This window comes from Pseudomonas sp. RL_105y_Pfl2_101 (genome assembly GCF_963970585.1).
Classification (GTDB): Bacteria; Pseudomonadota; Gammaproteobacteria; order Pseudomonadales; family Pseudomonadaceae; genus Aquipseudomonas.
In genome coordinates this window covers 40,459-61,319 of sequence record NZ_CAXAPG010000023.1, presented here as the reverse complement: position 1 = coordinate 61,319, position 20,861 = coordinate 40,459, and the positions used below count along the sequence as shown (strand labels likewise).

Below are 20,861 nucleotides of genomic sequence, written 5' to 3'. Positions count from 1 at the left end.
GAAATCAAGGGGTTGTCAGCCTAGGCAAATGAGTACATAATTGCGCCCATCGAACGCACTGGGACGTAAAAAATCTCAATGTTTTCAAGGGGATAGCGACACCTAGAGGTCCTGTGTCCTGATCAGGTTTGTACGCGGTTGATGTGGCAGCATCGCATCAAACGTTCTGAGGCCGAATAGCAAAATGGTTATGCAGTGGATTGCAAATCCACCTACGCCGGTTCGATTCCGACTTCGGCCTCCACTTTTAAAAAGCTCTGTAGATCTATGATTTACGGAGCTTTTTTATTTGCTAAGCATTGAAAGCTTTTGTATCGAAAAGGACATGAGCTACCTTGCTTCGCAGGGGAGGGATGTATATATTCCCCCTCTTGCTGCACCAGCCAGAACATCGGCCATTGGATTTTGCCGACGTTCCCATGGCTAACCGCGCTACCGCCCGAATGGCGAAACTGGTAGACGCATGGGACTTAAAATCCCCCGCTCGTAAGGGCGTGCCGGTTCGATTCCGGCTTCGGGCACCATCTAAAATCAAGGGTTTGCGAGCGAAAGCTAACGCAAACCCTTGTTCGTTTCTGCTTCTGAAAAACTGGCGCAGAAACCGGGTCCAAGCCTGCGGGTATTTTCAAGCGCAAACCTCTACACTCGGCGTTGAGATTGGCAAGGTGAGTGGCCGGCGGTTATGTCCTCCAGGCTGCCTTACCCAGTATGCTAATCCTTTAACCATGGAGAGGTGACGAGTGAAAACAATCGCAACGATGAGTCTGTTGACCTTGATGGGCAGCAGCGCTGTATACGCAGGGGAGACAACGTCCGTTGATGGGAAAACGCTAGCGGTAAACTTTGGCGAGCCGACTATTAAACAAGTTCTGCACTATCGGAAAATGTACGATAAGAAACCTTATCCCGATGCGGAAATTTATTACTACAGCAACGGTTTGTACAAAATCATCTCTCAGGGAGAAAATCATTACGGTGTCTATGTCTTGCAGGGACAGCACAGCGATGAAACATACACGGTGAAGTTTATCTCCCTACCGTCCCCCGACTGGGGAAATAAAACGGCGTATCACCAGCTCACCTTTATTCGCGGTGATGCACAAAACGTGTTTATCCAGAACGCAATTGTCGACACCGGCGAAGCGATAGCCCAGCAGAACGGAACCTATACGCAGGAAAAGAATACCGTGGTCAATCCAATCAGTACCGCTTGGAAGGAAAAATGAACCCGTCGCGCTAAAGCGGCTTGGCGGTAGAGTTGTGGGGATTCTGTTGTAGATAAAATCTTATAAAACAATAGGCTGCATGATATTTATTATGCAGCCTATTAGGTGTTGACCACCGGTGCCGGCTCCTCACAACCGCCGCCGAAACGCCTCGAGAATGTCCCGCGTCCCCTTTTTCATTTGCAGTTGGGCAATGGCGTCCAGCGGGTGCCAGAGGCAATCGCTGATTTCATTCTGTGGCTTGGCTGCCGTCGAGTCGCTGACCGATGCTTCGAACACATGATGTTCGGTCTGCCCGTCACTCATTCGCATCAAGTAGAGCAGGTTCTCGACGTCCAGGCCGGTTTCCTCTGCCAATTCCCGGATAGCTGCCCCAGCATGGGTTTCGCCGCACTCGACGGTACCGCCCGGCAGCGCCCAACGACTATTGGCTTTGCGAACCAGGAGGATGTGGCGATTTTCCTCGCAGATGACGGTCGCTCGAATTTTCATGGTCGTACTCGATCTGTGACTGTCATTAAACTGAAATATAACTGCAATATTTGCGCCTGACAGTATCTGTTTCGTTCAAATGTCGAGTTTTGCCTGGTCTTATCCACTAAGACCGCGACGGCGCGGGAAAGACTGAGATTATTTGTGCTTGCCATTGCTTCATTTCTCCGACCACTAGCACTAGGCTTTCGACCGGTTATCGCCTCAAATGAATCAGCTTAAAAAAAATGAATCCATGTTGGGTGCACTGGCCGACCCCGATAGGGGAAGGAAGCGAGAAATGACCACTGTTGAAGACTTCAAGATCAAATCCCATGAGCTTCTGGTGGAGCTTGATACGGCAACGTCGGAAATGATGAAGCTCATATGTGTTCATCAAATGAGCGGATCGACCTGGGATGAGGCGGTCCAGCGTCAACACGAAGCTTATGAGCAGTGGGTTGCTTATCTGAACGAGCGGGGATAGGTGCCAGCGCGTTGATCGGCGCCTGCAAGGCTGTGCCTAATTTCGTGCTGGCGTTGCGCTTCCCTTTGTGCTTTTGCACCGGTGCCGATCAATTTCGAGGCGCAAAAAAACGCGTTCCATCGGTTTTCCAACCGGTAGAACTCAGGGAGAACAGGTCTGGCGCAGCGCGTCAGCGGAACTTGGGCAGAGGGGGTTCTGCAGGCTTGAGCGACGTTAGCGCACTTTGGATCGACGGGGCGTCTTTATCGATGTCGTTGAGCCGGTCCCGGATGCGCACTGCGGTAGGATGCCCGCCTTGGTGGTCGACCCAGTCGGCGATTTCCTTGCAGGCTGCCGTGAGCCTGGCCTGACGCGATTCCAGCAAGGTGAGCAGGGTGGTGATGGACTCTTTTTCGGACATGTCACACCTCCATTCAAGGGTTGATGAGGCAGCACAAAACCCGCCAGGGGCGGGCTGTGCCGTGGTTTAAGCGTAGTTGAGTTATTTCAGGTCTGTCGAAGAATCCGGCGTCCGGTTAGACAGCCGGTGCGTCGGAAACAATGCGAGTGGTGTCAGCTGGACTCCTTGACCCAGGACGGCGTGACGCTCGCCCGCCAGCGCACGTCGGTAATACCGTATTTTTCAGCAAGGGGTTTGGAGACCCGCTTGACCTTTTCCCTCCCGAATTTCGGTATTCGCCCGACCCCCGCGTCGCAACTGGCCCAATGCCAAGCCTCGGAATTATTCATCACTTCTGCGCGAATAATGAATGACTTGGGTTCGCCATGGAGCATGTAATCAATGATGTAAAGCGATGGCCCGCCCATAAGTCCTCCCTAATTAGTCCTATACGGATGGATACAAAGGCATTCGGAAAATTCCATTGAGCTTCCAGACGGTCAAATTAATACCGCTCAGACTCGAGCGCGGAGCGACAGCCAAACAGCCGGAACTCGCGGCCAGGAACCAAAGCCGGTTACCCTTCTCCAAGGTGAGCTTCAACACCTTAGGCCAAGGATCAAAGGCGACGCAATGCGGCATCAACAAAAGGCAAAACATGAAAAACATCGCCAGGGTGCTGTTCATCGCAGCCCTCGCCATCGGTTTGTCGGGCTGCATTGGCGCCCCCATCGAACTGACGCCGCAAACCGAGCAACGCTTGCGTGAACAACCCCCGATCCGTTTCCTGCTGACATTCGATGATGGGCCCAGCGCCTCATCTATCTGGAACCCTAGCTTGGAGGTGCTCGACGCACTCGCAGACAATCCGGTACAGCCCGACATCAAAGCGGTGTTTTTTCTGCAGACCCGCGTACCACGGGCCGGTGGCAGTGATATTGGCCGCTCGGTAATGCGCCGTGAACAGCAGGAGGGCCATGTGTTGGCCTTTCATACGGCGACCCACTGGCACACCAATCACCGGTTCCTGAATCCGGATGAGCTGGAGCAATCGCTGGCCCGTGGCCGGCGCGATATCGCCTCCATTACAGGTGCGGCGCCGACCTTGCTGAGGCCGCCATTCTGGAGCTTCGACAGGCGTACTTCTGCCGCCTACCGGCGCCATGGCCTGCATATTTTGTTGACCGACCTGAGCGCAAATGACGGCAAAGTCTGGGGCATCACGATGAGCCCGCGGCGGCGGATCAACCTGACCCGGCAACTTTCCGAGGTGCGCGAGCGCATCGCCGCCGGGCAGTTGCCGGTGGTGGATGGGGTCATTCCGGTGGTGGTGACGTTTCACGACATCAATCGTTATACCGCTCGGCATGCCCGCGAATACCTGCAGATCCTGCTCGACAGTGCCAAGGCTACCGGCGTGAGGACCGACGCCAAGCCGTTCTATGATGACCACCAGGCACTGGAGCGAGCGGCCTTGGCTCGGACGGTCGATCACAGTACCGAGCCCGTGCATTTGCCAGGACTGTGGGACTGGTTGTGGGATTCGGATTCCCACTGAGGGCGCCACGAATGCGGCGGGTGTCGCGACGGTCGGTTGGCCGCCCAGCGCAATCGGCGTGTATGGTAGGCCGTGCACCCTTGGTTAAAGTAGGAGGTGACCAATGAGTACTGCGATGCTGACGAAAATGCACATCAACGGTTATGACGTGCTTAGCGTAAACAGCGGCCCATGGAGGGTCTGTACCCAGGCTGACCGGTTGGGTTCCTTTGCTTCCCGTGAGGAAGCGCTGGCCTACGCCGCCGCGTTGCCGACCCGCAGAAGCTGTAGCGATCGGTCTGTCAACACGAAATAGGTAGGGGGCGGTACATCCAACCTCTCGGTGACAGGTACGCCGCCATCGCGAGCAAGCTCGCTCCCACAGGTTTCCCGGGTGTTCAGCAATCGTCCCCTGTGGGAGCTTGCTTACGATAGCAGCGGGGGCAGCCAACGTCCGTCACTCATCAGGCGCGTGCCAATTCCAGCGGAACTTCCAAGGTAAATAGGGCGCCTTGCCCCGGTCCGTCGCTATGGACATAGAGGCGGCCATTCATTTCTACCGCCGCCAGGGCGCAGCTGTGCAAGCCAAATCCATGGCCGTCCTTGCGGGTCGTGAAGCCATGGTTGAAGATGCGGGCCAGGTTCTCCGGGGCAATACCTTCGCCTCGGTCCTTGACGCTGAGGCATAGCGTGGTTTCGTCGAGGATGCGAATCCCCAGGGTCATTTCCCGCGGATGCTCACTGATGTGCGACATGGCGATTTTGGCGTTGCTGATCAGGTTGATCAGGATCAGCAGCAACCTGTGCTTGTCTCCCATGATCGCAGGAACGTCCTGGTATTCCTTGATGACAGTGACGTGATGCCGGCTGAGCGCGCCCGAATTCATACGTAGCGCATCTTCGAACAGATTGCTGACATTGAGCGGTTCGATCAGTCTGGCGGCCCCTGCATAGGTTTGTTGAGTGGTGACGATTTCCTTGATGTGATCGATGCTCTTGGTCAACTGCGCCAGCTCATCGATAAGCACTGCCTGTTCCGCGGCGATGGAATCGACCAGTTCGTTGAAATAGCGTGGCAGCAACCGGCCTTTTTCATCAAGGGTGATGAACTGTCCAAGATCCTCGGCATGTTCATTCATCATCTTGACCGCTTTAGTCAGCCCGAGCGTCTTGCTGTTCCTCAACTTGCGGGTCACGAGCTCGGCCGAAATATTCACGCTGTTGAGCACATTTCCGACGTTGTGCAACACATTCGTGGCTATTTCGGCCATGCCCGCCATTCGGGCCGCATCCACCAATTCGCGTTCGGCCTCCTTCAGCTCTTGGGTGCGCTCCTGTACGCGCTCCTCGAGCCGTTCATTGGACACTTGCAGTTCCTGGTTGATCTGATTGATGACGGCGTAACTGCGAACCAGTCGCACCGCCAGGTAGATCATCAACAGTGCCATCACGCTGGCGCACACCGCCAGGTAGAGATGATATTGACGGTCCGTTGCGGCGGTCCTGCGCTGTGTCTCGTTCAGCAGCTCATTGATGCTGTCCAGCTCCTGGGCAACCGGAATGACGCTGATGCGATCAAGTAGGTCATTGACGACAGGTTGTTCCTGGGCAATGGTCTGGACGTGGTGGGTCAGGGTCATGAACGGGGGCTGATAGGCCGCAGGCAACTGGTGAATGTAAGGCTCCAGCTCAGTTAATTTGCCCTGCACTTCCTTGGCTTTGTCCGTCGAGACATAAAGTGCGAACTCCAGCGTTGTCAGGGTCAACTGAAGCACATTGGACGCTGCGGTCAGGCGCTCCATGGGGTTTTCGATATTCATGTCGTTGAGTAGCGTTTGAATCTGGTCTTCGACCTGCGGCAACGCATCCAGGGATGTGCGTAGATTGGCGTTGTGCTGTTCGAATTGCTCCACCAACAAGGTCTTGTTCTTGACGGCCTCCACATAGCCCTTGCGCCTGGAGGCCCAAAGCGCCGCTAAAGGGCCGGAATTATTGAGTTGCTCCAACTGCTCCCATCGACTGCCGGCCTCAAGCGGCAGTGCCAGCGACAGGTTGTTGTTCACGCCGATCTTTTTCCTGAGGATCTTGACGTTCCAGTTAGCATCGGCCTGCTTGAGCTGGCGAATGAAGTCGCGGGATTCAAAGTAGGTCGATGAGTCGTACGTGTATGACTTGATTAAAAAGAATATCAGTGCGCAAAACACAACAAGCGCGACAGCCAACAGGGCGGGCCATTTATATTTTTTGATAATAGTGGTCACGTTATTCTCCTGTTCAGGGCGCTGACCGAAGGAGTCGATGAATTCCCGAGGGGGAGAGATGCTCGAAGGGGGGCGGAAGGGGGGAAAGGTAAGCGTCGTGCGGGTTGGTGTTCAGGTTTGCTTTGGCCTGGGTACACGTTGAGCTCCGTGCTAACGATGAACGTCGGGTTCATGGTTGAGTGTAGCGCTAACGAGAGGGGCGATGCTGCTGCGCGAGTACGCCGCAGTGGAGCAGGCGCGGCCGTGCAGGCCGCGCCCGTGGCGTTACTTGATGTCGATGAAGGGCAGGGCGCCGTTTGGCAGCACGGTGGTTGGCAAGACACCATTCCAGCGCTCGGCCTTGGTCAGCTCCACCAGGTTCTGGTTGCTGGCCAGGGCCTGGGCCCGCGCCTTAATGGCTTCGGCTTCGGCTTTGCCGCGCAACTCGGTAGCCAGTGCGTCTGCCTTGGCCTGTGCCACTTGCGAATCGGCCTCCGCCTGCGCCTGGGTCACGCGAATCTGTGCTTGCACCTGCTCGGTGGCGAGCTGTTGTTCGCGGGTCTTGACCTGGACTTCCGCAGCCATGCGCGCTTCGATGGCTTTTTCGTAGGCATCACTGAAGTCAATGTTCTCGACCTGAACGCTGTCGATGATCACGGGGCCGGTAATGCTGGCCTTGATGGCCGTGGAAATATCGTTGACCAGTTGGACGCGGTTCTGCACGGCAGCCACGGCGTTGAACTTGCCAAAGACGTTTTCCACCTGGGTAGGCACTTGGCGGCTGATCATCCGGTCGCGGATACCTTCAAGGTCCTTGAACTGGGTATAGACCTTCGCGACATCCAAAGGCGCGATGTGCCAGGACACGGACACCTTGAGCTGGGCAGACTGTTGGTCCTTGCTGTAGGCCTGTAGGTCTTCATAAGCCGTCACTTGGTTCTGGACGCTGATCAGGCGTACCGACTCGATAAATGGCATCTTGAAGGACAGCCCCGGTTCAATCACCCCGACCAACGCCCCGTTGCGCAGCAGCACGCCGCGCTCGGTTTCGTCGACCGTGTACCAGCTGCTGAAGAATATACACAACAGGAGGATGCCCCCGATTGCTGCGACGATGGAGCCGATGGTTTTATGGGGCACTTTTCTTTCCTTGAGTGGCTGGATGGGGTTTGCCATAGCTGTGTCCAATGTTGAAGCTGCAATCGGTATTGCGAATGCCAGACACGAAAAAGCCCTGAATAATCAGGGCTTTTTCGTATAAAGATGGCGGAGGCGATGGGATTCGAACTCATGGACCTGTTACAGTCGACGGTTTTCAAGACCGTTGCCTTAAACCACTCGGCCACACCTCCGTATTGCGTTGCGGGCGCCATAATACCCGAATGAAACACACTGTCAAACTCTCTACGTAGCTTGTTACAGAGCGTCTGTTATTATCCTTGCCACTGAATGTTTCAAAACCGGAGGAGTGTCGCCATGCGCGAACAGGATTACGCAGTGAACAACAGCGTGCAGGCTGAGCAGCTAGAGGTTAGCCGCGTCCTGCGCAACACTTATGGGTTGCTGGCACTCACACTCGCTTTCAGCGGTGTGATGGCTTACGTCGCACAACAGATGCGGGTGGGTTACCCGAACATCTTCGTTGTGCTGATCGGTTTCTACGGCCTTTTCTTCCTCACCAACAAACTCCGTGATTCGGCCTGGGGCCTGGTGTCGGCTTTCGCCCTGACCGGCTTCATGGGCTTTTTGCTCGGCCCGATCCTCAATCGCTACCTGCAAATGCAGGGCGGCGCTGAAGTGGTCAGCTCGGCCTTCGCAATGACCGCATTGGTGTTCGGTGGTCTGTCGGCCTACGTGCTGATTTCCCGCAAGGACATGAGCTTCCTGGGTGGCTTCATCACCGCAGGTTTCTTCGTGTTGCTGGGGGCAGTGCTGGCCAGCTTCTTCTTCCAGATCAGCGGCCTGCAACTGGCGATCAGCGCCGGCTTCGTGCTGTTTTCGTCGGTCTGCATCCTGTACCAGACCAGCGCTATCATCCACGGCGGCGAGCGTAACTACATCATGGCCACTATTAGCCTGTATGTATCGATCTACAACCTGTTCGTCAGCTTGCTGCAGCTGTTCGGCCTGATGGGTCGCGACGACTGATTGCATTGGTGATGAGTGAGAAGCCCGCTTTGGCGTGATGCTGTTCACATAGAAACAACGGCGTTTTTTCAGAAATGAAAAGCGCCGTTTTTTTTGGTTTTTTTTGAAGGGCCTGGCTTTCCATTCGTGAAACAAGCACCGTTTTTCCCAGAGTGAACAGCATTATGATCAACAAGGTGCGTTTATAGCTCGGCGACGCAGCAGCAGGGTCAGGCCCAGACCAGTGACGGATAACAAGGCGGCGCAGAAGAAGATCGATGAATAGCCCAGGTTCAACGCCACCGCCCCCATCAGCGGACCGGCAATCGCCAGCGCCAGGTCGAAGAACACCGCATAGGCGCTCAAACCCGCGCCACGGCTGGTGTTCGGCACTTGCTTGATGGCCTCCACCCCCAGCGCCGGGTATACCAGCGATAGCCCGAAACCGGCCAGCCCGGCACCGACCAGGGCGAACGCGGTGGACGGCGCCAGCCACAGCAATACCAGGCCGAGGGTTTCGATGCTCATGCAGGCAATGGCTGAGTTGAAGCCACCGAAGCGGGCGATGCTGGAAATGAACAACAACCGCGCCAGGATGAAGCAGGCACCGAAGACCGTCAGGCACCAGGCCGCGCCGGTCCAGCCGCGACTGACATAAAACAATGTGATGAACGTGGTGAGCGTGCCGTAGCCGATCGATGCCAGGCTCAGGCCCGCCCCGAATGGCGCAATGCGTCCAAACACCGCCCAGAAAGGCAAGCGCTCACCGCGAATGACCGGCACCGACGGCTTGTTGCGAATGATCAACAGCGCCGCCCCGGCTAGCAGCGACAACGCAACGCCCAGGCTGGCGAACCCCAGCTCACCGACCATCACCACGCCCAACGGCGCACCGATGGCGATGGCTCCGTACGAGGCGATGCCGTTCCAGGAAATCGAGCGGGCGGTGTGCTCCACACCCACCTGGCCCATGCACCAGCTGATGGTGCCCACGCCAATCAGCCCTTGGGCCACGCCAAGCAGCAAGCGCCCAACAATCAGAATCAACAGACTGGCCAGGGGAAAGCTTTGCAACAAGATCGAGAGCAGCGTCAGCAAGCCGCTGAGCACAATCCCCGTCAGCCCGTAGACGATTGCCCGCTTGGTGCCAACGCTGTCCGACAGCCGCCCGGCCATGGGGCGGCTGAGCAGGGTCGCCAGGTACTGTGAGCCGATGGTCAACCCGGCCACCACCGCGCTGAAGCCCAGTTGTTCGTGGACATAACCCGGCAGCACGGCAATGGGCAGGCCGATGCAGAGAAAGGCGATGAAGGTGTAGAAAACGATGGAGACGATCTGCAGGGTGATCGACAGGGAGCTGGAGGCAGGTGAGGGCTTGGGCATAGGGCTCGTTCGCGGGCAGCGGTAAGAGAGCCTCATCATGGCGCGAGGAGGGGATAAAAGAAAGCAGGCTAACTAAATGTGCTGGCGAAGGCGGATGGTCAGTTTCAATTGAGGTTGTATGCACCGGCCGCTTCGCGAGCAAGCCCGCTCACAGTTTTACCCTTGCAATACAAAAAGCCCTGTCACAGTGGACAGGGCTTTGCTTTTACAGCGAACAGCCAAGGGCCGTCCTTAGAACACCACACCCTGGCTACGCAGGTAGTCGTCATAGGTGCCGCTGAAGTCGACCACGCCATCGGCGCTCAGTTCGATGATGCGGGTGGCCAGGGAGGAGACGAACTCACGGTCATGGCTGACGAAGATCAGCGTGCCCGGGTAGTTTTCCAGCGCCAGGTTCAGCGCCTCGATCGATTCCATGTCCAAGTGGTTGGTCGGTTCGTCCATCACCAGCACGTTCGGCTTTTGCAGGATCAGCTTGCCGAACAGCATGCGGCCTTGCTCACCACCGGAAATGACCTTGACCGACTTGAGGATCTCGTCGTTGGAAAACAGCATACGGCCCAAGGTGCCACGAACCAGTTGTTCGCCGCCCTGGGTCCATTGGCCCATCCAGTCGAACAGGTTGACGTCGTCTTCGAAATCGTGGGCATGGTCCTGGGCGTAGTAGCCCAGTTCCGCGGCGTCGGTCCATTTCACGGTGCCGGCATCGGGTTCCAGCTCATTGACCAGGGTGCGCAGCAAGGTGGTCTTGCCGATACCGTTCGGGCCAATGATCGCCACGCGTTCACCGGCTTCGACGGTGAAACTGAAGTCCTTGAACAGTGGCTTGCCGTCAAAACCCTTGGCCATGCGTTCGACAATGACCGCCTGACGGTGCAGCTTTTTGGTTTGTTCGAAGCGAATGAACGGGCTGACGCGGCTCGATGGCTTGACCTCGGCCAGTTGGATCTTGTCGATCTGCTTGGCGCGAGAGGTGGCCTGCTTGGCTTTCGAGGCGTTTGCCGAGAAACGGCTGACGAACGACTGCAGCTCGGAAATCTGCGCTTTCTTCTTGGCGTTGTCCGACAGCAGTTGCTCGCGGGACTGGGTCGCCACGGTCATGTACTCGTCGTAGTTGCCCGGGAACAGGCGCAGCTCGCCGTAGTCCAGGTCCGCCATGTGGGTGCAGACACTGTTCAGGAAGTGACGGTCGTGGGAGATGATGATCATCAGGCTCGAACGCTGGGTCAGCACGTTTTCCAGCCAGCGGATGGTGTTGATATCCAGGTGGTTGGTCGGTTCGTCGAGCAGCAGCACTTCCGGGTCGGAGAACAGTGCCTGGGCCAGCAACACACGCAGTTTCCAGCCTGGTGATACTTCGCTCATCGGGCCGAAATGCTGCTCGATGCCAATCCCCAGGCCCAACAGCAGTTCACCGGCACGGGATTCGGCGGTGTAGCCGTCCATCTCGGCAAATTCGGTTTCCAGCTCGGCCACGGCCATGCCGTCTTCTTCGGTCATTTCCGGCAGCGAATAGATGCGATCGCGCTCGGCCTTGACCTTCCACAGCTCTTCGTGACCCATGATCACGGTGTCGATCACGGTGAATTCTTCGTAGGCGAACTGGTCCTGGCGCAGTTTACCCAGGCGCACGTTCGGCTCGAGCATGACCTGGCCGCCGGACGGCTCGAGGTCACCGCCGAGGATTTTCATGAAGGTCGACTTGCCGCAACCGTTGGCGCCAATCAGACCGTAGCGGTTACCCGCGCCGAATTTGACAGAGACGTTTTCGAACAGTGGCTTGGCGCCGAACTGCATCGTGATGTTAGCTGTAGAGATCAAAGGTTTATCCTGCGGAACATTCAGAGTAGCTAAGGGTGCGGCAGTACCTGTTCAGTACCTATTTGCGCACGTCCCGACCGCGCAAAGGTGTCGCGGTCGCAAGCGCAAGGGTCCATCCGGCATAAGAGGACAGCAGCATACGGAGCGCCTGGCCCGGTAGACGTGCGCCGAGGCCGCGTTTGCGGCATCGGCCAAAGGGGGCGCGTAATAGTTGGCGGCGATTGTACTGGTCTGGCCGCATAAACGATAGGGTATTGCCCGGGCAAGACAGTTTTTCACAATGGAAGGATAACTTTTGGTTACAAACTGTGGCTAAAATGCCATTTCCCCCTGTGCCATCTGCCTGTCGCTTGACTGGCCAGGGAAACGACCTGTCCACTCCAGCATTGTGGCGGTTTTTCGTGAAGCTCATCATTGTCGCGATCTACATCTTCTCCATTGGCTACGTTCACCTGCGCGGTCGCGTGCGGCATAAGTTCGGACGCCAGTTGAGCGATCATTCGTCGTTTCTCGCCCCGATCAATTGCCTGCTTTACCTGTGCTCGAAACTGCCCAACAGGCCTTTCCTGAGCCCGGCGCAGTTCCCGGACCTGAGCCCGTTGCAGGCCCACTGGGAGGAGATCCGGGCGGAAGGCCAGGAGCTGCTGCGCGCGGGGGAGATCAAGCGTTCCGATCAATACGACGATGTGGGCTTCAACTCGTTCTTCAAGACCGGTTGGAAGCGCTTCTACCTGAAGTGGTACGGCGACAGCCATCCTTCGGCCATGAAGCTGTGCCCCCGTACCACCGAACTGGTGCAGAGCATCGGCTCGATCAAGGCGGCGATGTTCGCCGAGTTGCCGCCGGGCTCGAAGCTGGTCCGGCACCGCGACCCCTATGCCGGGTCCTATCGGTATCACCTGGGCCTGGAAACACCCAACGATGCTGGTTGCTACATCAATGTCGATGGCGAGCCTTATCATTGGCGCGATGGCGAGGCGGTGATCTTCGACGAAACGTTCATTCATTACGCCCATAACACCACCGGCCATAATCGCATCATCCTGTTCTGCGACGTGGAACGGCCCATGAAGTTTCGCTGGGCTACCGCGTTCAACCGCTGGTTCAGCCGCACCGTGATGACAGCGGCCGGCGCGCCCAACGACGCGGGCGACAGGACGGGCGCCTTGAACCGGGCGTTCTCCAGGCTCTACAAGATACGGTTGCAGGGCAAGGCCCTGAAAAAGCGCAACCGCACGCTGTATTACCTGCAGAAGTGGGCGTTCTTTGGTGGCCTGCTGGTGATCTTTATCTGGATGTAGGCGCTGGGGAGGCCTGCGAACTTTTGATTTTGATTTTGATCGTTTGCTCTGGACTCTATGGGTTGTGGAAAGATCGCAGCCTCGTTGTACTCGACAGCTCCTACGTCCCTACGTCCCTACAGGGTGTTCAGTTGGTGGGTTTTTGTGCATTCAGTTGCTCCCACATCCTGGCCGTGATGCGCTGGCGGTGGTTGTAGCCTTCCCAGGGATCGGCGCCCAAGCCCTTTGCCCGTTCCTGCGCGGTATAGATGTCCCATTGCTGGGCGTTGCGCAGGGTCGACAGTTCGGCCCGGGCGATTGGCACCGAGACTGGCAGGCCTGGCCTGGCGCGTACCGAGTAGGCAGCTACCGTGCTGGCACCGCGAGCGTTGCGCAGGTAGTCGACGAATATTTTCCCGACGCGGTTCTTTGGGCCCATGGTGGCCGTGATGCGCTCTGGCATTTGCCGGGTCAGGAACTGCGAGATGGCTTTGGCGAACGCCTTGGCGGTGTCCCAGCCTTCACTTCTCGCCAAGGGCACGATCACGTGCATGCCGTTGCCACCGCTGGTCTTGAGAAAAGCCTGCAAACCCAACTCGTCGAGCACCGCCAAGGTCATATGGGTCGCCTCGATTATGGCGCTCCAGGGCAGCGAAGGGTCCGGGTCCAGGTCCAGGACAAACAGGTCGGGCGTCTCGATCCGGTCGTGGGTCGCGGTCCAGGTGTGCAGTTCCACTGTACCCATCTGCGCCGCGCTGACCAGGGCGTGGATGTCATCGATTTCCATCAGCGCTGCATGGCCCGGGTCCAGTCGCGGATCCAGCTGTTTGATATGGGGAATGTCCAGGCGATCGGCGTGTTTTTGGAAGAACTGCTCTTCACCGATACCGTCCGGCGCCCGCAACAGCGCGACCGGGCGCCGCTTGAGGTGCGGCAGGATCCACGGAGCGATGTCCAGGTAATACTGCGCCAACTCGGCTTTCTGCACACCGCTGACACCGTCGATGACCCGATCAGGGTGGGTGATGGTCACGCCGTCGACTTTGGCCGCGCGGGCTTTGCTGCGGCGCTTGGGTTCTGGCGTCGTGGGCTTTATTGGCAGAGGCTGTTCGCGAAACACCTTGTTGGCCGGCATATTGCCCGACAAGTCCAGGAAAGTAGCCTGCCGCACCCGGTTATCGTGAGTCCATTCAGTGAACTCGACCTCGCAGGTCAGGCCAGGCTCGACCCACTGCACGCCCCGTCCCCGCACACCGTTGAGTGGCAAAGCCAGTGGCGGAGTCTCGCGCTGCTGCGCGCACAGTTGCGGGTGTAATTGTTTGATTTGCGCCTGGCTGAACCCCGTGCCGACCCGACCGGCGTACACCAGCCCAGACGGCCCGTTGACGGCCAGCAGCAACGCGCCGAAACCGCTGCGCTTGCCTTGGGGGCGGGTGAACCCGACGATGACGAAGGCTTGGCGCAACCGGCACTTGAGTTTTACCCAATCGGCGCTTCGCCGGGACATATAAGGGCTGCCCAGGCGCTTGCCGACCACGCTGTCCAGTGAGAGCGCGATAGCGCTTTCGAACATGTCGTGCTGGCTGGCAGAAAACGACTCGGAAAAGCGCAGGCGCTTGCTGGCGTTGTTGCCAAGGGCTTTTTTCAGGGCCGCACGGCGTTCCTCCACCGGCGCCTGGCGCAGGTCGACACCGTTGAGGAACGGCGCATCGAATAGGAAGTACACCATGTCGACCGTGCGGCTGATGTCGAAAGCCTGGCGCAGGGCCGCGAAATCGCAGTGGCCGGTCTCATCGAGCAGCACCAGTTCGCCGTCGAGCCAACTGTCCCCCAGGTTCAACTCGGCCAGGGCATCGGCATGCAGCTTCAGACGCTCGGTCCAGTCCTGGTGATTGCTATTGAACAAGCGGATTTCGCCCTGTTCGATGCGGGTCAGCAGTCGATAACCGTGGAACTGGACTTCATAGCGCCATTCGCCGGTGGGCGGTTCTTCCACGGGCGTGGCCAGGTGCGGCGACAGGCGCTCGGGCAGGCGGTTTTGAGGCGCCTTGCGGGCCGTTGTAGTGTCCGACTTGGCGTTAGACAAACGAGCAGATTCACTCTTGGCGTTGGCCATGACAGATTCCCTTCTATTGCGCACGCCAGGGGTTACCCCCGGGAGGCCTTGGTGGCTTTTTTGGCAGGAACGGATTTGCGGGGTTTTGCAGGTTTTGCAGGCGCCTTCCCGGCGGATTTGTCGGTGGCTTTGCCCTTGCTGCCCAGGCTGCGCTTGAGCAACTCTGTAAGGTCGACGACATCGGCCGTCTTGCGTTGTTCTTCGCCTGGGGCAGTCTCCACCGCTTCGAGGCGGCCTTCGTTGGCTTTTTTTTCCACCAGCTCCATGATTTTGTCTTCGAAACTGTCCCGGTATTCTTGCGGCTCCCAGTCGGCGCTCATGTCTTGCACGAGACGCTTGGCCATTTCCAGCTCGCCCTTGGCCAGGGTCGGGTTCGTCACCTCGTCGCTCAGCTCCAGGACATCAAGGTCGCGCACGTCAGCAGGCCAGCGCAGCATCACCAGTACCAGCGCCGATTCAAGGGGCATGAGCGCCGCCAGGTGCTGGCGGGTATGCAACACGACATGAGCCAGGGCGACCTTGTGAGTCTTGACCAGGGTTTCGCGCAGTAGGGCATAGACTTTGCCACCGCGTTTGTCAGGGGCGAGGAAATAGGGTGTGTCGATGTTTTGCAGTGGGATCTTCTCGCTGTTGACAAAGGAAAAGATATCGATGGTCTGGGTGGACTTGGGGTGGGCGGAACGAATTTCTTCCTCGCTGAGCAACACGTACTGGCCTTTGTGGTACTGGACGCCCTTGACGATGTCGTCCTTGGTCACCTCCTTACCCGTCGCCTTGTTGACCCGTTTGTAGCCCACCGGGTCCATGCTGCGTTTGTCCAGCCAGTCAAAATCCACACCCTGGGAGGAGGTGGCCGACACCAGCGCGACAGGAATATGGACCAGTCCGAAACTGATTGCGCCTTTCCAAATTGCCCGTGCCATGGTGGTGTTGTCCTTGCCGGTGGATGTCTTTCTGGTGACCTTCGCGGCTTGGGAAAAGTTTCCATTTTGCGAGCTTGCTCGCGATGGCGGCAGTACAGGCGCCATTGACGCAAGTTGACCCTCCGCTGTCACGAGCAAGCCCGCACGCATTGGTTCGCAGACGTTTCGTTACATCTTCACCCGGACATTTCGCTTAACAAGGGCGAACCTGCGGCGTAGCGTGCTTTCGATATGCCTGAACTCAAGAGGTGTCCGAATGAACAGGCTGATGGTTGCCATCATTACGCTATTTCTGACCGCCGCTGCCCAAGCTGCCACGCCGGGCGGAGGCCCCATGGTTCTGGCCCAGAATCTACCGGGCAACAACAATCCCTATAACAGCCCGACGCGGCGGGCCAATCCCAATAGCATGCAGGGCACGCGGTCCAACGTGCCGACGATTCATGACAACCCGACGGTGCCGGTACTGCGCCCACCGACCCTGGAAAACGGCGGCATTGGCAATGGTTATCCCCGTTCCGGCCAGCCACCGGGCTCGCCGCGTCCCACCATCGAGGCTCCGACGCCACCCAGGAGCACCCAGAATGGCAACCGCTAGGTCGTCGCGCTCTTTTCACACCACAGAAGGAATTGTGCATGTTGCGTAAAACACTCCTGGCCGCATGTTGCGCCAGCGCTGCCCTGACCCTTGCCACGTCGGCTGCTGCCGCGCCGACCCAATCATTCAAGAGCGAGGAGGGCACCGTGGAAGTGACCACCGTGGTCAAGGGACTTGAGCACCCTTGGTCTGTCGCATTCCTGCCTGGCCAGCAGGGCATGCTGGTGACGGAGCGACCGGGCAACCTGCGCGTGGTCAGCCTCGATGGCCAATTGTCCACACCCTTGAGTGGCGTGCCTGAAGTATGGGCCAAGGGGCAGGGCGGTCTGCTGGACGTGGTGCTGTCGCCCGATTTCAAGCAGGATCGTACCGTCTACCTGTCTTACGCCGAGGCGGGCGCAGACGGCAAGGCCGGCACCGCCGTGGGGCGTGGGCAACTGGCCGAAGACCTCAAAAGCCTGAAGAATTTCGACGTGATCTTCCGTCAGCAACCCAAGCTGTCCACGGGCAACCACTTTGGCTCGCGCCTGGTCTTCGACCGCGATGGCTATCTGTTCATTACCTTGGGGGAAAATAACGAGCGGCCCACCGCCCAGGACCTGGACAAGCTGCAAGGCAAGGTCGTGCGCATCTACCCCGACGGCAAGGTGCCCGACGACAACCCCTTTGTCGGCCAGAAAAACGTCCGTCCCGAAATATGGTCCTACGGCATGCGTAACCCCCAGGGGGCGGCCCTCAACCCTTGGAATGGCACGTTGTGGGAGAACGAACACGGACCCAAGGGCGGTGATGAGATGAACATCATCGAGCGCGGCAAGAACTACGGCTGGCCATTGGCGACCCATGGCATCAACTACTCCGGCGCCCCGATTCCCGAAGCCCAGGGCAAGACTGTCGAGGGCAGCCTTGGCCCACATCACGTCTGGCAGGTGTCACCGGGGCTCAGTGGCATGGCGTTCTACGACCATGATCGTTTCAAGGCCTGGCAGCGCAACGTGTTCATCGGGGCGCTGGTGCCCGGGGAACTGATTCGCCTGCAATTGCAGGGCGACAAGGTCGTCCACGAAGAGCGTTTGCTGGGTGAGCTCAAGGCGCGAGTCCGGGACGTTCGTCAAGGCCCGGACGGTTACCTGTATGTGCTGACGGATGAGGACGACGGGGCGTTGTATAAAGTCGGACTCAAATGACGCACCGCCCTGTAGGCGTTCATGTGCAGCCATTCATCTAGGAACTGCGTAGGAGCTGTGTAGGAGCTGTCGAGTGCAACGAGGCTGCGATCTTTCCCAAGACAATTGAATCTCAAGCGAAAGATCAAAAGATCAAAAGATCAAAAGATCAAAAGATCAAAAGCTTCGCCAGCTCCAACATATTTGCCATTGACTTGCCACCAACGCACCGCTAACTTCCAGCCATGACTTCAACCGTACTGCGCAGCCAGCCAAGCATTATTACCGCCATTCCTTATTTGGCGGGTTAGCTGACGGCTGCACCCAACCCGCCCTGGAGGCGGGTTTTTTCTTTCTGTCTCCTGGGCTCCGCCCGAACCAGGAGATCGCCATGACCGTTACCCGCACCGAGCAAGCCCTGCTTGAGCACTACGTTAAGAAGATTCTCGCCGCGCCAGTCTATGAATTGGCCGTACGCACGCCGCTGCAAGCGGCTTCCGCACTGTCCGAGGCCTTGGGTAACCGGATCCTGCTCAAGCGCGAAGACCTGCAACCAACCTTTTCTTTCAAGATCCGCGGTGCCTATAACAAACTCGTGCATCTGACCCCGCAGCAGCGCGCCCGTGGCGTCATCACCGCGTCTGCCGGCAATCATGCCCAGGGCGTTGCGCTGGCGGCACGGGAATTGGGTATTTCGGCCAGCATCGTCATGCCTGTGACCACTGTGCAATTGAAGGTGCTGGGCGTGCGCAACCGAGGCGCCGAAGCGATTCTGCACGGGGAAAGCTTTGCGTTTGCCCTGGCGCATGCGCTGGACCTGGCCGGGCAGACCGGACGGGAGTTCGTCTCGCCTTTCGATGACCCGGACGTGATCGCCGGGCAGGGCACTGTCGCCATGGAAATCCTGCGCCAGCACCCCGGCCAGCTGGATGCGATCTTCGTCCCGGTCGGCGGCGGTGGGTTGATCGCCGGGATCGCGGCCTACGTCAAGTACCTGCGCCCGGAAGTACGCATCATCGGCGTCGAGTCGCAGCATTCTGCCTGCCTCCAGGCAGCGCTGGCAGCCGGTGAGCAGGTAACCCTGCCAGAGGTGGGAACCTTCGCCGATGGCGTGGCCGTGGCGCAGATTGGCGCCCATGGCTTCGATATCTGCCGTTTCTGTGTCGATGAAGTGATCACCGTGAGCAACGATCAACTGTGCGCCGCGATCAAGGACATCTATGACGATACCCGTTCCATCACCGAACCGTCGGGCGCACTGGCAGTGGCAGGCATCAAGCAATACGTGGCGCACACGGGGGCGCGAGGCCAGACATTGGTGGCGATCGATTCCGGTGCCAACATCAATTTCGACAGTTTGCGCCACGTGGCCGAGCGTGCAGCGGTGGGCGCGGTTTGAGTGATTTACGCTACGTCACACATTTTTTGAAGCAGGCGACGGATGCCCACTTGCATCTTCGCATTAGGGGCTACTCTAGGTTGCGAACCGGATAAAAGCGATTGCAATTTGCAGGGGGGAAAGTAGCGTTTCCTTGCATTTTGCACGAACTATCTGGCGCGGGACGAAGCTAAACGCTTGATTCAGATCAATCCGCAACGTTTTCAATACAGGCATACTTCTTGCGGGATGATTCAAGGGTTCGTTTGGCGAACTCGTTGACTGAAAGTGCTGAAAAAAACGAACGGCACGGTATTCGTAGTTCCAGTCCGCAGGGAAGAAAACGGACGAAATACCGCTGCCGTGAACATAAGTTGGCCGCCTCAACAGGAGAGAGTCGCCATGTTTCTATCTGCCCTCGAAATGCGAAACATCATTGAAAGCAGCTTGTTACCCAAGCGCTCGCAATGCACCTTGTCACCTGAGCTGACGATGACAGTCAAGATTTACGACGATCACGAAACCGATCGCGTGGCTTTGGTCAAAACCGACATCGATGCCAATAAACTCACCGGTTGCCGGGCCATCAACGACTTGATCGCCGAGCTGCGTACCGAGCTCGACCACAACCCTGCCGCTGGCAATCACTTTCATCAGCAACACCATCGGATGACTGGCCGCTGATAACGGCCTTGTCCTTGTAAGCCTGACGCTCGGGTCCGGTCATGTCCGAACCCGGCGTCCAGTTTTTTAGCTGCGATTTTTTAGCAGCGATGCGCCATTCAGTTCAATTGTTGTCTGTATGGCAGGTCTGGCCCGGTTTTGCCACACGTCAGGGCGGCGGCGCGAATGGCGAACTCAAGCATTGCGCTGATCTGTTCCCGGGTCAGGGTGTGCAAGCCCTCGACCGAATCCAATTGTTGTTCAGTCAACCACGCAATCAGCGCGGCCTGGAAGGTGTCGCCTGCACCCACGGTGTCGGCGATCTTCACCGGACAGGACGGCAGCGACCATGAGCCGTGTTGGCGACTGAAGACCGTAGCGCCCTGGCCGCCACGGGTCAGGAAGACCAATTGGCAGCGGTTCCCCAGCCAACCTTCGACGATCGCCTTGGGCTCAACCCCTGGGTAGAGCAGCTCCAGGTCTTCGTCACTGACCTTGATCAGGTCGGCATATTGCACCAGCGTCGCAATCCGTGAGCGCCACAGCTCGATATCCGGCTGCGGGTTGAGTCGCACATTCGGGTCGAGGCTGATCAGGCGGCGGCCGCTTTCGCGTTGCATCAGGGCCAGGAGCGTATCGGCAATGGGCTGGACCACCAGCGAGAACGAGCCGAAATGCAAGCCGCGCACCTCGGGGCCCAGGTCCGGTAGATGCGCCAGGCTCAGTTGTCGGTCCGCACAGCCTTCGCCGCGAAAACTGTAGTGGGGCGAACCATTGGCGCCCACGGCAACCATTGCCAGGGTGGTCGGTGCGTCGAACTCCACCAGGTATTGGGCGCTGACACCTTCATTGAGCAGCACCTGCTGCAAGCGTCGGCCCAAGTAGTCGGTGGACAGCCCGGTCAACAGCGCCGATTCAACACCCAGGCGGCGCAGCCCCACGGCTACGTTGAACGGTGAACCGCCGGCAATGGCCTTGTAGTTCACTTGCGAGGCCAAGCCATTCGCCTCGGTCTCACTGAAAAAATCAAACAGCGCTTCACCACACACCAAATACATAGTTGCCC

20 protein-coding genes and 3 tRNA genes are annotated in these 20,861 nt (G+C 58.1%); 12 read left to right on the top strand and 11 right to left on the bottom strand.

The genetic code is table 11. From position 1 onward, the window contains the following. Window positions 1-170: 170 nt before the first annotated feature. From AACY31_RS20870 to AACY31_RS20860, 3 genes are all read left to right on the top strand, one after another. Window positions 171-244 (top strand) — tRNA-Cys (locus tag AACY31_RS20870). Between the two features lie 193 nt (window positions 245-437). Next, window positions 438-524 (top strand) — tRNA-Leu (locus AACY31_RS20865). Window positions 525-776: 252 nt separating this feature from the next. After that, on the top strand, window positions 777-1,226 hold the full coding sequence (locus AACY31_RS20860; protein ID WP_339482849.1) for a hypothetical protein: 450 nt from the start codon (window positions 777-779) through the stop codon (window positions 1,224-1,226). Window positions 1,227-1,355: 129 nt separating this feature from the next. Here the strand turns inward: AACY31_RS20860 and AACY31_RS20855 are convergent, their stop codons facing one another. Then, window positions 1,356-1,718 (bottom strand): NUDIX hydrolase, encoded by a 363-nt coding sequence (locus tag AACY31_RS20855; RefSeq protein ID WP_339482800.1) that lies wholly within the window; start codon window positions 1,716-1,718, stop codon window positions 1,356-1,358. A 280-nt stretch (window positions 1,719-1,998) separates the two neighbouring features. On the opposite strand from AACY31_RS20855, the gene AACY31_RS20850 reads away from it, so the two are divergent. Beyond that, window positions 1,999-2,184 (top strand): hypothetical protein, encoded by a 186-nt coding sequence (locus AACY31_RS20850; protein WP_003201747.1) that lies wholly within the window; start codon window positions 1,999-2,001, stop codon window positions 2,182-2,184. 169 nt (window positions 2,185-2,353) lie between these two features. Here the strand turns inward: AACY31_RS20850 and AACY31_RS20845 are convergent, their stop codons facing one another. After that, window positions 2,354-2,584 carry a hypothetical protein gene (locus AACY31_RS20845; RefSeq protein WP_003201752.1) on the bottom strand — a complete coding sequence of 77 codons (231 nt, stop codon included), beginning with the start codon at window positions 2,582-2,584 and terminating at the stop codon, window positions 2,354-2,356. A gap of 152 nt (window positions 2,585-2,736) precedes the next feature. Then, window positions 2,737-2,991 (bottom strand): DUF6555 family protein, encoded by a 255-nt coding sequence (locus AACY31_RS20840; protein WP_212800349.1) that lies wholly within the window; start codon window positions 2,989-2,991, stop codon window positions 2,737-2,739. A gap of 230 nt (window positions 2,992-3,221) precedes the next feature. Here AACY31_RS20840 and AACY31_RS20835 point away from each other — a divergent pair, with 230 nt between their 5' ends. Both AACY31_RS20835 and AACY31_RS20830 read left to right on the top strand, forming a co-directional pair. Next, window positions 3,222-4,121, top strand: a complete 900-nt coding sequence (locus tag AACY31_RS20835; protein WP_339482801.1) for a polysaccharide deacetylase family protein — start codon at window positions 3,222-3,224, stop codon at window positions 4,119-4,121. A gap of 103 nt (window positions 4,122-4,224) precedes the next feature. Then, on the top strand, window positions 4,225-4,416 hold the full coding sequence (locus AACY31_RS20830) for a DUF2188 domain-containing protein (protein ID WP_339482803.1): 192 nt from the start codon (window positions 4,225-4,227) through the stop codon (window positions 4,414-4,416). Window positions 4,417-4,564: 148 nt separating this feature from the next. Here AACY31_RS20830 and AACY31_RS20825 read toward each other — a convergent pair whose 3' ends face one another. From AACY31_RS20825 to AACY31_RS20815, 3 genes are all read right to left on the bottom strand, one after another. Next, on the bottom strand, window positions 4,565-6,361 hold the full coding sequence (locus AACY31_RS20825) for a DAHL domain-containing protein (protein WP_339505042.1): 1,797 nt from the start codon (window positions 6,359-6,361) through the stop codon (window positions 4,565-4,567). A 264-nt stretch (window positions 6,362-6,625) separates the two neighbouring features. Next, entirely contained in the window at window positions 6,626-7,480 is an 855-nt protein-coding gene (locus AACY31_RS20820) for an SPFH domain-containing protein (RefSeq protein ID WP_339482850.1), read from the bottom strand. Between the two features lie 124 nt (window positions 7,481-7,604). Continuing rightward, window positions 7,605-7,692 (bottom strand) — tRNA-Ser (locus AACY31_RS20815). A 124-nt stretch (window positions 7,693-7,816) separates the two neighbouring features. Between AACY31_RS20815 and AACY31_RS20810 the strand changes: the two genes are divergently transcribed. Further along, window positions 7,817-8,488 carry a Bax inhibitor-1/YccA family protein gene (locus AACY31_RS20810; RefSeq protein ID WP_339482806.1) on the top strand — a complete coding sequence of 224 codons (672 nt, stop codon included), beginning with the start codon at window positions 7,817-7,819 and terminating at the stop codon, window positions 8,486-8,488. A gap of 168 nt (window positions 8,489-8,656) precedes the next feature. Here the strand turns inward: AACY31_RS20810 and AACY31_RS20805 are convergent, their stop codons facing one another. Next, complete coding sequence (locus AACY31_RS20805) at window positions 8,657-9,850, bottom strand: MFS transporter (protein ID WP_339482807.1); 1,194 nt, start codon at window positions 9,848-9,850, stop codon at window positions 8,657-8,659. 231 nt (window positions 9,851-10,081) lie between these two features. Beyond that, window positions 10,082-11,671 carry an ABC-F family ATPase gene (locus AACY31_RS20800; RefSeq protein ID WP_003181279.1) on the bottom strand — a complete coding sequence of 530 codons (1,590 nt, stop codon included), beginning with the start codon at window positions 11,669-11,671 and terminating at the stop codon, window positions 10,082-10,084. 401 nt (window positions 11,672-12,072) lie between these two features. Here AACY31_RS20800 and lpxO point away from each other — a divergent pair, with 401 nt between their 5' ends. After that, window positions 12,073-12,972: a lipid A hydroxylase LpxO gene (gene lpxO, locus AACY31_RS20795; protein ID WP_339482808.1), complete on the top strand. Its 900-nt coding sequence runs from the start codon at window positions 12,073-12,075 to the stop codon at window positions 12,970-12,972. Between the two features lie 127 nt (window positions 12,973-13,099). Here the strand turns inward: lpxO and ligD are convergent, their stop codons facing one another. Both ligD and ku read right to left on the bottom strand, forming a co-directional pair. Then, window positions 13,100-15,067 carry a DNA ligase D gene (gene ligD / locus AACY31_RS20790; protein WP_339482809.1) on the bottom strand — a complete coding sequence of 656 codons (1,968 nt, stop codon included), beginning with the start codon at window positions 15,065-15,067 and terminating at the stop codon, window positions 13,100-13,102. A gap of 32 nt (window positions 15,068-15,099) precedes the next feature. After that, a complete protein-coding gene (gene ku / locus AACY31_RS20785) occupies window positions 15,100-15,990 on the bottom strand; it encodes a non-homologous end joining protein Ku (RefSeq protein ID WP_339482810.1) in 891 nt (296 codons plus the stop codon). Between the two features lie 256 nt (window positions 15,991-16,246). Here ku and AACY31_RS20780 point away from each other — a divergent pair, with 256 nt between their 5' ends. The 4 genes from AACY31_RS20780 to AACY31_RS20765 all read left to right on the top strand — a co-directional run bounded on the left by AACY31_RS20780 (window position 16,247) and on the right by AACY31_RS20765 (window position 19,816). Then, entirely contained in the window at window positions 16,247-16,588 is a 342-nt protein-coding gene (locus AACY31_RS20780; RefSeq protein ID WP_339482811.1) for a hypothetical protein, read from the top strand. A gap of 38 nt (window positions 16,589-16,626) precedes the next feature. Continuing rightward, window positions 16,627-17,775: a PQQ-dependent sugar dehydrogenase gene (locus tag AACY31_RS20775; RefSeq protein ID WP_339482812.1), complete on the top strand. Its 1,149-nt coding sequence runs from the start codon at window positions 16,627-16,629 to the stop codon at window positions 17,773-17,775. A 370-nt stretch (window positions 17,776-18,145) separates the two neighbouring features. Continuing rightward, entirely contained in the window at window positions 18,146-19,153 is a 1,008-nt protein-coding gene (ilvA, locus tag AACY31_RS20770; protein ID WP_339505041.1) for a threonine ammonia-lyase, biosynthetic, read from the top strand. 381 nt (window positions 19,154-19,534) lie between these two features. Next, on the top strand, window positions 19,535-19,816 hold the full coding sequence (locus AACY31_RS20765) for a DUF1652 domain-containing protein (RefSeq protein WP_339492625.1): 282 nt from the start codon (window positions 19,535-19,537) through the stop codon (window positions 19,814-19,816). 98 nt (window positions 19,817-19,914) lie between these two features. Here AACY31_RS20765 and AACY31_RS20760 read toward each other — a convergent pair whose 3' ends face one another. Next, entirely contained in the window at window positions 19,915-20,853 is a 939-nt protein-coding gene (locus tag AACY31_RS20760) for a carbohydrate kinase family protein (protein WP_339492624.1), read from the bottom strand. Window positions 20,854-20,861: the final 8 nt, after the last annotated feature.

Bases quoted from the DNA above. Each gene is read 5' to 3' on its own strand.
- AACY31_RS20805 (WP_339482807.1), bottom strand. From the start codon at position 9,850: ATGCCCAAGCCCTCACCTGCCTCCAGCTCCCTGTCGATCACCCTGCAG.
- AACY31_RS20775 (WP_339482812.1), top strand. From the start codon at position 16,627: ATGTTGCGTAAAACACTCCTGGCCGCATGTTGCGCCAGCGCTGCCCTG.
- AACY31_RS20850 (WP_003201747.1), top strand. From the start codon at position 1,999: ATGACCACTGTTGAAGACTTCAAGATCAAATCCCATGAGCTTCTGGTG.
- AACY31_RS20780 (WP_339482811.1), top strand. From the start codon at position 16,247: ATGAACAGGCTGATGGTTGCCATCATTACGCTATTTCTGACCGCCGCT.
- ku (WP_339482810.1), bottom strand. From the start codon at position 15,990: ATGGCACGGGCAATTTGGAAAGGCGCAATCAGTTTCGGACTGGTCCAT.
- ilvA (WP_339505041.1), top strand. From the start codon at position 18,146: ATGACCGTTACCCGCACCGAGCAAGCCCTGCTTGAGCACTACGTTAAG.
- ligD (WP_339482809.1), bottom strand. From the start codon at position 15,067: ATGGCCAACGCCAAGAGTGAATCTGCTCGTTTGTCTAACGCCAAGTCG.
- AACY31_RS20860 (WP_339482849.1), top strand. From the start codon at position 777: ATGGGCAGCAGCGCTGTATACGCAGGGGAGACAACGTCCGTTGATGGG.
- AACY31_RS20855 (WP_339482800.1), bottom strand. From the start codon at position 1,718: ATGAAAATTCGAGCGACCGTCATCTGCGAGGAAAATCGCCACATCCTC.
- AACY31_RS20810 (WP_339482806.1), top strand. From the start codon at position 7,817: ATGCGCGAACAGGATTACGCAGTGAACAACAGCGTGCAGGCTGAGCAG.
- AACY31_RS20835 (WP_339482801.1), top strand. From the start codon at position 3,222: ATGAAAAACATCGCCAGGGTGCTGTTCATCGCAGCCCTCGCCATCGGT.
- AACY31_RS20840 (WP_212800349.1), bottom strand. From the start codon at position 2,991: ATGGGCGGGCCATCGCTTTACATCATTGATTACATGCTCCATGGCGAA.
- AACY31_RS20830 (WP_339482803.1), top strand. From the start codon at position 4,225: ATGAGTACTGCGATGCTGACGAAAATGCACATCAACGGTTATGACGTG.
- AACY31_RS20765 (WP_339492625.1), top strand. From the start codon at position 19,535: ATGTTTCTATCTGCCCTCGAAATGCGAAACATCATTGAAAGCAGCTTG.
- AACY31_RS20760 (WP_339492624.1), bottom strand. From the start codon at position 20,853: ATGTATTTGGTGTGTGGTGAAGCGCTGTTTGATTTTTTCAGTGAGACC.
- AACY31_RS20845 (WP_003201752.1), bottom strand. From the start codon at position 2,584: ATGTCCGAAAAAGAGTCCATCACCACCCTGCTCACCTTGCTGGAATCG.